Annotated in this window: 12 protein-coding genes and 1 riboswitch; of the genes, 5 read left to right on the forward strand and 7 right to left on the reverse strand. The window is 45.7% G+C overall.

The window, feature by feature from the left end; translation table 11 throughout:
- Positions 1–151: 151 nt before the first annotated feature.
- A riboswitch (TPP riboswitch) is annotated at positions 152–252 on the forward strand.
- Positions 253–351: 99 nt separating this feature from the next.
- A complete protein-coding gene (gene thiT, locus AADZ70_RS10100; RefSeq protein WP_342006984.1) occupies positions 352–933 on the forward strand; it encodes an energy-coupled thiamine transporter ThiT in 582 nt (193 codons plus the stop codon).
- A gap of 30 nt (positions 934–963) precedes the next feature.
- Here the strand turns inward: thiT and AADZ70_RS10105 are convergent, their stop codons facing one another.
- Positions 964–2,493 carry a flotillin family protein gene (locus AADZ70_RS10105; protein ID WP_342006985.1) on the reverse strand — a complete coding sequence of 510 codons (1,530 nt, stop codon included), beginning with the start codon at positions 2,491–2,493 and terminating at the stop codon, positions 964–966.
- A gap of 19 nt (positions 2,494–2,512) precedes the next feature.
- Positions 2,513–3,043: an NfeD family protein gene (locus AADZ70_RS10110; RefSeq protein WP_016938182.1), complete on the reverse strand. Its 531-nt coding sequence runs from the start codon at positions 3,041–3,043 to the stop codon at positions 2,513–2,515.
- A 145-nt stretch (positions 3,044–3,188) separates the two neighbouring features.
- Here AADZ70_RS10110 and AADZ70_RS10115 point away from each other — a divergent pair, with 145 nt between their 5' ends.
- Positions 3,189–3,677, forward strand: coding sequence for a DinB family protein (locus AADZ70_RS10115; RefSeq protein ID WP_016938181.1), 489 nt, complete (start codon positions 3,189–3,191; stop codon positions 3,675–3,677).
- Between the two features lies 1 nt (position 3,678).
- Here AADZ70_RS10115 and AADZ70_RS10120 read toward each other — a convergent pair whose 3' ends face one another.
- The 3 genes from AADZ70_RS10120 to betB form a co-directional block, all read right to left on the reverse strand.
- Positions 3,679–4,260 (reverse strand): MOSC domain-containing protein, encoded by a 582-nt coding sequence (locus AADZ70_RS10120; RefSeq protein ID WP_342006986.1) that lies wholly within the window; start codon positions 4,258–4,260, stop codon positions 3,679–3,681.
- A gap of 71 nt (positions 4,261–4,331) precedes the next feature.
- Positions 4,332–5,540: a choline dehydrogenase gene (gene gbsB, locus AADZ70_RS10125; protein WP_016938179.1), complete on the reverse strand. Its 1,209-nt coding sequence runs from the start codon at positions 5,538–5,540 to the stop codon at positions 4,332–4,334.
- Positions 5,541–5,557: 17 nt separating this feature from the next.
- Complete coding sequence (gene betB, locus AADZ70_RS10130; protein WP_342006987.1) at positions 5,558–7,030, reverse strand: betaine-aldehyde dehydrogenase; 1,473 nt, start codon at positions 7,028–7,030, stop codon at positions 5,558–5,560.
- Positions 7,031–7,230: 200 nt separating this feature from the next.
- On the opposite strand from betB, the gene AADZ70_RS10135 reads away from it, so the two are divergent.
- The 3 genes from AADZ70_RS10135 to AADZ70_RS10145 all read left to right on the forward strand — a co-directional run bounded on the left by AADZ70_RS10135 (position 7,231) and on the right by AADZ70_RS10145 (position 9,323).
- Entirely contained in the window at positions 7,231–7,791 is a 561-nt protein-coding gene (locus AADZ70_RS10135) for a GbsR/MarR family transcriptional regulator (RefSeq protein WP_016938177.1), read from the forward strand.
- Positions 7,792–7,955: 164 nt separating this feature from the next.
- Positions 7,956–8,495: a biofilm surface layer hydrophobin BslA gene (bslA, locus tag AADZ70_RS10140; RefSeq protein WP_016938176.1), complete on the forward strand. Its 540-nt coding sequence runs from the start codon at positions 7,956–7,958 to the stop codon at positions 8,493–8,495.
- A 159-nt stretch (positions 8,496–8,654) separates the two neighbouring features.
- Positions 8,655–9,323, forward strand: a complete 669-nt coding sequence (locus AADZ70_RS10145; RefSeq protein ID WP_016938175.1) for a TrkA family potassium uptake protein — start codon at positions 8,655–8,657, stop codon at positions 9,321–9,323.
- 32 nt (positions 9,324–9,355) lie between these two features.
- On the opposite strand, the gene AADZ70_RS10150 is transcribed toward AADZ70_RS10145, so the two are convergent.
- Positions 9,356–10,201 (reverse strand): glucosaminidase domain-containing protein, encoded by an 846-nt coding sequence (locus AADZ70_RS10150; RefSeq protein WP_264819036.1) that lies wholly within the window; start codon positions 10,199–10,201, stop codon positions 9,356–9,358.
- Between the two features lie 137 nt (positions 10,202–10,338).
- Entirely contained in the window at positions 10,339–11,514 is a 1,176-nt protein-coding gene (hmpA, locus tag AADZ70_RS10155) for an NO-inducible flavohemoprotein (RefSeq protein ID WP_342006988.1), read from the reverse strand.
- Between the last annotated feature and the right edge of the window lie 49 nt (positions 11,515–11,563).

Genomic DNA, 11,563 nt, shown 5'->3' on the forward strand with positions numbered 1-11,563 from the left:
TATAACACCCTTTTGAAAGTATGACAATAGTTTTTCAAAAAAAGTCTCCGTTTATTTTCTTTCTTACTTATTTCAGTTTCTCTTCTATAGAAAGAATGCAGTCTTGTGGTTTGGTATATTTTCTTGTATAGTAAGATTGAACTAAATACTTGATGACCACAAGGGGAGCATTAAAGCTGAGAGTGAACGTTTTGTTCTGACCCTTTGAACCTGTTAGTTAACGCTGGCGTAGGGATGTGGCAAAGCCAAATGAATTGCAGTTTTGTAAGCAGCGCGCGGACCTTTTCCCATCCTTCCCCGCGCTGCTTTTTTGTTTATCCTTGATACGGTTGTCTGAGCAGGGGGAAAACTATGAATCATTCAACACAGCTTGTGCGCTTAATAGAAATAGCGATTATGACCGGAGCGGCCGTCATTCTGGACATTGTGTCAGGTATGTTTCTCCGGATGCCCCAAGGCGGATCAGTCTCTATTATGATGATTCCGATTTTTTTGATTTCATTCCGCTGGGGAGTGAAGGCCGGGCTTACGACAGGCTTTTTAACAGGGATTGTCCAGATCGCCATCGGCAATTTGTTTTTACAGCATCCGGTGCAGCTATTTCTTGATTATACCGCGGCGTTTGCAGTTCTCGGTTTCAGCGGCTTGTTTGCTTCCGGTGTCCGTGAAACGGCATTGGCTAAAAAAAGAGGCGCATTAACGGTGTATGTGGTAAGCGGCGTTTTTATCGGCAGTGTACTGCGGTATGCGGCACATGTAATCTCCGGAGCGGTCTTTTTCGGAAGCTATGCTCCGAAGGGCACTCCGGTCTGGATTTATTCGCTCGTCTACAACGCGACTTATATGATTCCTTCTTTTATCCTTTCAGCCATTGTCCTTATCTTATTATTCATGACAGCGCCGCGGCTTCTTGAATCCAAGCGGGCAAATTGAAACAGCAGGCGGGTTATGCCTGCTGTTTTTTTATCCAGAGCTGCGTTCTTCTTTCGAATCGCTCAGTTCTTTTGTAAGTTCATTTATGCTTTGTTTTATGTTTCCTTTGCCTGAAAAATTCTCAATGATCTCTTTTACATTGATTCCGGAAGATGCTTTTAAACTTTCCTGAAGACCGGCCATTAAATTGGTTGCATAGCCCGTGACTTTATTGGCTCCGCCGTTTTCACCGCTTCCTCCCGTATCAACAACGGTTATTTTATCAATGTTGGCAAGAGGCGCCGAGACTTGCTTCGCATACTCAGGCAGCATTTTCACAATCATATCGAGGATTGCGGCCTGCCCGTATTTTTCGAAGGCTTCAGCAATTTTCTCTTTAGCTTCCGCTTCCGCAAGACCTTTCAGGCGGATGACTTCCGCTTCGGTTTTTCCTCTCGCCTTTTCAGCCTCCGCTTTAGCAAGACCGTCAATTCTCACGCGTTCAGCTTCCGCTTTGGCCATCGCTTCAATACTATACTGTTCGGCATCTGCTTCTGCGAGCTGCTTCGCTTTTGCAGCTGCGGCCGCTTGTTCTACCGAATAACGGTCGGCATCGGCCTTTTTCTTCACTTCAGAGTCATACTGGCGCTCACGGCGGAGAATTTCTTTTTCTTCCAATTCAATCTGCTTTTGCCGCTCAATAATTTTAATCTGCATTTCCTGCTCTGTCACCTGCTGGCGGGCTTTTGCTGTTTCGAGGTCATATGCCTGGTCGGCATTGGCTTTTGCTGTGTCCTGCTCTCTTCTGTATTCCGCCATTTTCAGCTGATTGATTTTTTCCGCTTCAGCTATTTCCGTCGCCCGCTCCAGCTCTGATTTTTTTGCGTCTTTATCAGCCGCCGCACGTTTAATTCTCGTCTCTTTATCCGCTTCTGCCGTGGCAATGTCCGCATCCCGCTTGACTTGGGCGATTCGCGGCTTACCTAACGATTCTAGATAGCCATTTTTATCGCGGACATCTTTAATCGTAAAGGAAACGATCATCAGTCCCATTTTGGCAAGATCCTGAGACGCGACCCGCTGGACTTCCTGAGAAAACTTTTCCCTGTTTTTATAAATTTCTTCAACGGTCATGGAGCCGAGAATAGATCGCAGATGGCCCTCCAGCACCTCACGCGCCTCCTGCTCGCGGTCATCCTTAGACTTCCCTAAAAATTGTTCAGCGGCTGTTGCGATTTCCCCGATGGAGCCGCCGATTTTTATAATGGCGGTTCCGTCGGCCATTACCGGCACGCCTTGCTCTGTATAAACTTCAGGTGTAGAGACATCAAGTTTGCTTGACAGTAAACTGAGAGGTTCTGCCTGCTGGAATACCGGGAGCACGAATGTTCCCCCGCCCCGGACGATTTTCAAACGATTTCCGCCTTCATCAACGTGGACGTTCTTATTTCCCAAATAACTTCCGGTTACGATAAGGGCTTCGTCCGGCCCCGCCGTCCGGTACTTCGTAATAAATACAGCAATAAGTGCGATGAGTAAAAAGAATACGATTCCGATAACAATGATAATCGGCATAGTCATAACAGTTCCCCCTTAGATATCAGATTGGTTCATGCGGCGTCACAAAAAGCACTCCGTCTTTCACATCAATCACTAATACGGCCGTTCCGTACTTGATCTGTTCTTGATCAAAGCTGACCGCAGATTTAGAAATGGCGCCTCCGATTCCCTCTATGATCACTTCCCCATAGCCGTCTTTCGGAACGGAAGTAATAACCCTGCCGATTCTGCCCTTTAAATCCGACTCCCGATATACGAGCGACTCTTCCGCTGATGAAAGCGGTACAAGGATGAAGAAGTAAAGCAGGCTGACCAAAAAAACTGAAAGCACAAATGAAAGTAATGCAATGACAGGATTTGAAAGCGAAGTTGCGATTTCGCCGATGTAACCTGAGGCTGAAAAGATGGTCAAAAACGATAAAATCAATGTTGGATTTACGAATGAAACAGGAATGGCTTCCGAGAGGCCGTGAAACACATCTTGAAAAAACAGAATCAAAAGCGTGAGGCTCCCCGCAATAATCAGTGTGTAAAGATAGATCGTTTCAAGCGGCAGATGAAATATGTCCACATACTTTCCTCCTTTCGGCCGGGTCTCGGAGTGTTACTTTATATACGGGTGTAAAGGGAAATGGTTTCAATTTTCTGATAAGAAAGGCTGATTACATGATTATCCAATCCGGATATGGTATGTTTACTCCAAAGGAGGAGATAGAATGAGCATTTTTAATGAAGCCAGACAGCAGACTTGGGAAGAACTGAAAGGACTCTCTGATGAGGAATTCAACCAAAAGCCTGCGGCTGATGAATGGAGCGTGCGCGAAGTCCTTGACCATTTAAAGAAAATTGACGAATCAGCGCAGAATCTTTTAACAAAGCAGGCAAAAGACGCACCGTTTAAAAAAATCGAAGAAAAACCGATGGAGTTTATAGAGGACAGAACAAATAAACGGCCGGCGCCGTCACAGCTTGAACCTGAGCAAAACCGAATATCAGTCATTGAAGCGAAACAAGAATTAGATACGGCAAGACAGCAGCTGACCGCCGTTATTTCATCATTAAACGAGGAAGACTTTGAACGGGTGCTTCCGCATCCCGTTTTTCAAGAACTGACGATCCGCCAGTGGATTGATTTTATCGGCCATCATGAAAAGCGTCACATCAATCAAATAAAAGAAATCAAACAAAAAATCGAAAAGGTCTGACTCAGACCTTTTCGATTTTTTTCTTGACGCGTTTCGGTTCATAAGAATGAATGTCGACCGAATCACCCGTGCATATGTCTCCCGGCCGTTCAACAATACACACAATTCCCCTTCTGCCCATCGCGTGTCTCACAAACGCCGCAGCGAGTTTTGGCTGATCCGGGTAAAAGGATTGAATGATTTCTCCCGGCTGAATGCACGGATCATTTTCTCCCTCGCACAACAGAGACGCACCGCTTGGAAATATTATTCTGCTTCCTTCTTTAAGCGACGTCAGTGCAGAAAAACCGCTGATCGCGATATTAGCGCCGAGCCATTCGGGAAAGATATGAGAAACCCCTATCGCCGCCGCAATCTCATCACATTCCTCCATGGACACGATTGAAATTTGTCTCCGGTTAAAAATTTCCGTCCCTCTTTGATACATCGGCTCCCGCGCACCTGCTTTTTTTGTCAGTCCGAAATGAAGGTCACCGGGAAACCCGCCGTATTCCGCACGAAACTTGTCCATCTTTTTGGTAACAAATTGTTCCGTATCCGCTATATATACGCCTTCCGCCTTTGCTGTTATGCACTTCCACATCACCCGTCACCGCCTTTTTCTTGACATTATCCTTAAAAAACCCCGCTCTGTAAAGAAGCGGGGTTCAATTATTATACCGTTTTCGGCGTTAAGTCAAAGCAGCGTTTGTAAATCCAGTTGTATGCTTTCTCATTCAAGTCTCTTGGATTTCCGAAGGTTTGCGGATCTTTCATGGCTTCTTTGGATAAGCGCTCAATCATGTCCGGAGACACACCTTGTTCTTCTAAGCTCGGCACCTCTAAATCTTTTACAAGGTCATACATCCAATTGACGGACGCTTTGGCCGCTTCTTCGGTTGTCATTTTGCTTGTATCAATTCCGAATGCTTTGGCGATGCGGGCAAATTTTTCCGGATATCCCTTCCAGTTGTATTCCATTACCGGCCCCATCATTGCTGCGACGCATTGCCCGTGAGCGACAGGGATGATGCCGCCGAGTGTCTGGCTCATTGCATGCGCAGCGCCAGCGGATTCACTGCCGTATGAAAGTCCGGCAAGCATCGCCGCCTGTGCCATGCCGTATCTCGCTTCCAAATCCTCTCCGTCCGCGAACGCACGCTTAATATAATGCGCCGCATATTCAATAGCCATTAAAGCCACGGCATCAGTGATCGGCTGCGCGAATTTCATCGTATAGCACTCAATGGCGTGCGCGAGGGCATCGATACCTGTCATAGCCGTCACATGCGGAGGCATGGACGTATGCAGCTCAGGATCAATGACTGTTAAATGCGCGGCGATAAGCGGTCCGCCCGTATTGAATTTAAATTCTCTTTCCTCGTCTGTAATGACCGCCCATTGTGTAACCTCTGAACCTGTTCCGGCAGTTGTCGGGATCGTTGTCAGCGGAGGAATACGGTTTTCCAGCGGCTTTTTGCCTTCCGCTGCTTCATAATCAAGCACGCTTCCTTCGTGTGTCGCTTCTACTCCGATCGCTTTCGCCGTATCCATGGAGCTTCCGCCGCCGACAGCCACAAGGCCGTTGCAGTTTTCTTTTTTATACAGTTCAGATCCTTCGTTCACAAGACGTACAGGCGGGTTCGGCTCCACTTTGTTAAACAGGACGACTTCGATGCCCGCTTCCTGCAAAGATTCAATAACCGGGTTTGCCACTCCCGCGTTATAAATTCCCGGGTCTGTTACGAGCAGCGCTTTTGTGACGCCAAGCGCTCTGACTTCTTTTCCCGCATGCTGAATCGCGCCGATTCCGTGCTTAATAACTGTCGGGATTTCGAATGTATGGAATTTATGCATGCTTTCTACTTTCATATTTAATGTCATATTATATCTCCTCCTCGTTATGCTTGAAACCAGTTCACAGGTGCGGGTTTCGTGTTGCGGTAAATATGTTTGACTTCCGTGTACTCTTCCAGACCGATTTTGCCGAGTTCGCGGCCGAAGCCTGATTGTTTGTACCCGCCCCACGGCGCTTGCGCGAAATACGGATGAAAATCATTGATCCAAACCGTACCCATCCGCAGTTTCGCGGCTACGCGTTCGCATTTTTCAATATCCTTTGACCATACCGCTCCGGCCAGCCCGTAAATGGTATCGTTGGCGAGTCTGACCACTTCTTCTTCAGAAGAGAATGACTCGACTGTTAAAACGGGGCCGAAGATTTCCTCTTGGACAATTCTCATGTCAGACTTGCAGTTTGAGAAAATAGTAGGTTCATAGAAGAAACCGTTTTGAAGAGCGGGATCATCAGGACGTTTGCCGCCTGTTTCCAGCTTTGCCCCTTCTTCGATGCCGATTTCTACGTATTTTTCAACTTTGGCCCGATGCTCGGCGGAAATCAGCGGACCGCTTTCCGTATCTTCATGAAAACCGTTTCCTAATTTGATGCTTTTCGTGCGCTTGATCAGCTCGGCTAAAAATTCATCATGAATGGCTTCGTCCACTAAAAGGCGCGAGCCTGCAGAACAAACTTGGCCGGCATGAAAAAACACGGCGTTGAGCGCTTGATCTGCAGCTGTTTCGAGATCCGCATCTTTAAACACGATATTCGGATTTTTGCCGCCAAGCTCAAGGGCAATCTTTTTCACATTGCCGCTTGCCGCCTGCATGATTTTTTTGCCTGTTTCAATTCCGCCCGTAAAGGACACCAAATCGACGTCAAGGTTTCTCGCCAGCTCATCCCCGACAGAAGCGCCCGGTCCAAGCACAAGATTGGCGGCTCCTTTCGGAATACCGGCTTCTTCTATTAATTGAAAGACTTTAATCGTTGTCAGCGGAGTTATCTCGCTCGGCTTTAAAACGATCGTGTTTCCGGCCGCAAGAGCGGGAGCAATTTTCCAGCTCGCCTGAAGGAGCGGATAGTTCCACGGCGTAATTTGTCCGCATACGCCGATTGGCTCTCTGACGATTTTACTTACGGAATTAGGAATCGGAGATGAAATGACCTCGCCTCCGTCTTTATCCGCCAAACCGGCATAATACTGAAAAACATTTGCGATATCATCCATGTCGGCTTTGCTTTCTTCAATGGTTTTACCTGTGTCCAGCGATTCCAGCTCAGCTAATTCGTTCAGATCGCGTCTGATTAATTCCGCAATTTTCAGAACAAATTGACCGCGCTCCAGTCCGGAAAGCACCGGCCACTCCCCTTCATCAAATGCTTTTCTGGCTGCGGCGATGGCTTTCACCGCATCGTTCCGGTCTCCTTCGCATACTGTTGCAATTTCTTCCTGATTAAATGGATTGATGATACGGCGGGTCTGCTTTTTTTCTGCACTGATCCATTCGCCGCCGATATAAAGCGTTTTGCTCATGAGAGTCCTCCTTACCGAAAAGTAAGTTTGTTAAATAAAAATTTAATGTTTTTAACAATGTTAATTTAACACATGTTTTTTAACCTGTCAAAACCTTGTTTGTCCGCTTAGGTTTTGACATTTTGCCATGATTCGTTAAGATTAAGAACATAAAGAAATGACTTAATCAATTTAATCTTCAAGAGGAAAAGAGGGACAGTATGGATGAGAATCCAGAATTTGCAGCTATAGAACAAGCAAGGGATCTTGTTATTGATTCCATTGCTGAGACGATGGATCTGTACGGAATCACCCGGAGTGTCGGGATTTTATACGGAACAATGTATATGAGAGATGAAATGACACTTGATGAAATGCGTGAGGAACTGCAGATGAGCAAACCGAGTATGAGCACAGGCGTCAAAAAGCTGCAGGATTTAAACGTGGTCAAAAAAACCTTTCACCGCGGCACGCGGAAGCATACATTTGTGGCGGAAAAGGATTTTTTTACGTTTTTCACGAATTTCTTCCCGCCGAAATGGGATCGGGAAGTTCAGGTGAATTTGTCCGCCATCGTACAGGCCCAGGCGGATTTGCAGGCCGTTTTGCTGGCAGAGGAAGGCAGCGCGGAATTACAGGAAGAAGCACGGCAGTTATATGATCAGCTTGAAAGCTCGAAGGCCTATTATCATTGGCTGAAGCGGCTCGCCGATTCAGTCCGGAGCGGAGAGATTTTTAACTTTATTCCGATAGAAACAGACGAAAAAACGCCTGAATCGTAATCAGGCGTTTTTTCTTCGTCATTTTTCGACGCGATTTAATTATTTTCGAGGAAATATAGGAACATAACCCCATTTACTTCCATTAAAATTGATGGTAAATTTTTATAGGTACCGTCGTTCTTTTTTAAGAACGATCGGCAAATTTTTTAAAGGGGGATTTTGATATGAAACAAAAGTTTTTCTCAACTGTCATGGCAAGTTTATTCGGCTTGGCTTTACTGCTTTCTCTGCCGACAGCGTCATTCGCCGCTGAATCAGGTTCAACCGTTCACGAGCCGGAAATGTCCACAAAGGCGACCGCTACTTTATTTGCAAAATACACAGGTGCCAGCCAGCAGGAATGGTCATTTTCTGATATCGAATTGACGTACCGCCCGAACACGATCCTAAGCTTAGGCGTTATGGAATTTACCCTTCCTAGCGGATTTGCGGCTACAACAAAAGATACAATCAACGGACACGCTTTGCGTGAAAGACAGATTCTGAATAACGGCAAAACAGTCAGACTTCCGTTAAACATTGATTTGCTCGGCGCAGCGGAATTTAAGCTTTCTCTTAATAATAAAACATTGCCTGCTGCAGGTACATATAAGTTCCGTGCAGAAAATAAATCATTAAGCATCGGCTCTAAATTCTATGCTGAGGACACAATTGTTGTTCAAAAACGCAGCACACCGCCGACACAGCCTTGCAACTGCAAATAATTGCGAAAAACGGACCGGCACAAGCTCCGCTTGTCAGCCGGTCTTTTTTTGTGCCGTTTTATCTTACGGCTCTCACATTGACAAACCTTTGAAACAGGAGTACATTCTTGTTTGTTGTATTTGGAGTGACGAAAACAGTTTCTTAAGGAGTTATGAGGATTGGGAAAAATCAAAAATAAACAATTTGCCGTCATCGGACTCGGCCGTTTCGGCGGAAGCATCTGCAAAGAGCTTTTTAAAATGGGGCATGAGGTGCTGGCCGTCGATATCAGCGAAGAGCGGGTCAACGCATACTCCTCTTATGCCACTCATGCCGTGCGGGCAAATGCGACGGAAGAAAGCGAACTTCAATCGCTCGGCATCAGAAATTTTGAATATGTCATCGTGGCAATCGGCGCCAACATTCAGGCAAGCACGCTGACGACGCTGTTATTGAAAGAACTGAACATCCCTAACATTTGGGTGAAGGCGCAAAATTATTATCATCACAAAGTGCTTGAGAAAATCGGCGCTGATCGTATTATTCATCCGGAAAAGGATATGGGCGTGAGGATTGCGCAAAGCCTTTCGGATGAAAATGTCTTAAATTATATTGATCTGTCAGATGAATACAGTATCGTAGAACTGTCAGCCACGAAAAAACTCCATTTAAAAACCATTCTTGACCTCGGCGTCCGTGCCAGATTCGGCTGCACCATTCTCGCCGTGAAACATAATGGAGACATTCAGCTGTCCCCTTCTCCGGAGTCTGTCATCCATGAATGTGACTGCCTTGTGCTGATGGGGCATAAACGTGATATTAAAAGATTTGAAACAGAGGGAATGTAAAAAAAGCCGGCTGCGGCCGGCTTTTGTGATGCTTATGTTTCTTCATTTAACTGGACGGCGGTTTGGTCAACCCAACCGATCAGCTTGTCTTTCACCTGAAATTGATACCAGACGGATCCGCCGTTTTGCTTCTCAGAGACAACTTTAATATGCTGGCCGGTAAACTTTTGCGCCGATGCCAGTTTAATAGAATGCTGCTCTTTCGACGGCTTGGACCAAACGTCTTCCATGGCTTGGTCTTTGATGGCGCCTTTCTTATCAACTGCTTTAAGAGAGGCATTGATTTTGTCAAACTCATTCAGGTTATAGGTTTCTATGACATCTTTAATTTTTTCCGCATAGTCGGGATCTGTGGCATAGCCGGATTTTTGAAGGGCTGCCGCAGCTGTTTTATAATCGTCCGCTTCTATGACGGGTTTATACTTCTTTTTATTCCAAGACGTTCCTTTGACAAATAATTTGGCGTGGTCATCCATGGATTCAAAAAACGTGTTGTACTTACGGAATTTTGCCCGAATCGTTTTTCGTTTCCCTTTTTCAAATTCATCTGTTTTCATCGTGACGTGTTTTCCTTTATAATCACCTTTTACACCGAACAGGTTGCGCGCTTTTCCCGCAAGCTCACTGTTCCCCCAATCCGATTCGAGAATGGCCTGTGCAAGGGTGATGCTCGGAAGGACATGATATTTCTCATATAAAATCTGAGCATGCCCGGAAAGGCTGTCAATAAAGACCTGCTGCCCGTCCACCTCTTCAGGCGGTTTTTCTTCCGTCGCTATGAATTTCGAAAACACCATTGATACCAGAAATAATCCGAATATAAGAGATACAGCAAAAAGGCATCCAAGCACCCTTTTGGTCTTTGCTTTCTTTTTCATATCAACCTTCCTTTAATTCCGGAATCACTAGATTTATAATTTTACTGGTCATTGATGAAAATTTCAATAAAATAGGGAAAAAGACGGAGAAAGAACATGTATGCAAACAAAAAACCCCTCAAAGAGGAGTCTTTTTTTTATGCCATGCTCAGCTGAGGACCGAACAATTCAAATTGAACGGAATCAGAGTTAAACCCGAGTGCAAGAATCATATCTTTCATTTGCGTCATAAACGGTGCTGAACCGCATAAGTAAAATTCAGTATCTTGATTCAAGTGAAGCTGCTCTAAGAAGCTTTGATCAATCCGGCCGCTGTAAAACGGCTTGTCCCCTGAGCAGTCTTGTTCTGACGGTTCACTATATACATAAATGACGTTAATATTCGGATTGCCTGCCGCAGCTTGCTCGACTTCTTTGCGGAACGCGGCGTACTCTCCGTTTTTCGCGGCATGAATAAAAGTAATGGAACGCTCCGGCTGTTTTTCGGCGGCTGTTTTCAGCATGCTCATCATCGGCGTGATTCCGGAACCGGCACTGAGAAGGACAGCCGGTTTTTCGGCGGAAGACAGTTTGAAATCCCCGGCGGGTGCGCTGACTTCAAGTTTATCTCCTTCATGAACTTCATTGTGGAGATGAGAAGAAACCGCCCCGTCCTTTTTCACGGAAATCCGATATTCCCCTTTTCGGGCAGCATCAGACAGGCTGTATTGGCGAATGTGCGTATAAGGAGAATCTGCAATCCGCACTTTAATGCTGATATATTGCCCCGCTTCAAATTCAGGAAGCGCAGAGCCGTCGCTCGGTTTGATATAAAATGATGTGATGTCTTTGCTTTCTTCGGTTTTCTTTATCACCGTAAATTCTTTATATCCCTGCCATCCGGCCGCATTGTACATATCTTTTTCAATGCCGATGAAAGCCTCTGCAATGACGCCGTAAGCTTTTTCCCAAGCCTCCATAATATCAGGAGTTGCAGCATCCTGCAGCACCTCCTTGATCGCCAGAAGCAGATATTTTCCGACAATCGGATAATGCTCCGGCTTCACCCCGATGCTTGTGTGTTTATGGCCGATCTGTCTGACCGCCGGAATGATTTGTTCTAATTGATCAATATTCGCCGCAGCCGCAATGACTGCATTTGCCAATGCTGTGCGCTGCGTCTGTTTCTTTTGGTTCGTTTGGTTAAACATATTTAACAGTTCGGGATGATCTTGAAACATCAGGTTATAAAAGCGTCCTGTGATGTTTTCTCCATGTGTTTTCAATACGGGTACTGTGCTTTTGATGATGTCTATTGTTCTCTCATCCAGCATGTTAATCCTCAACCCTTCTAAAGATGTATTTTAAATATATCTTTATAGT

The organism is Bacillus sp. YBsi01, assembly GCF_038406745.1.
GTDB classification, from domain to species: Bacteria; Bacillota; Bacilli; order Bacillales; family Bacillaceae; genus Bacillus; species Bacillus siamensis.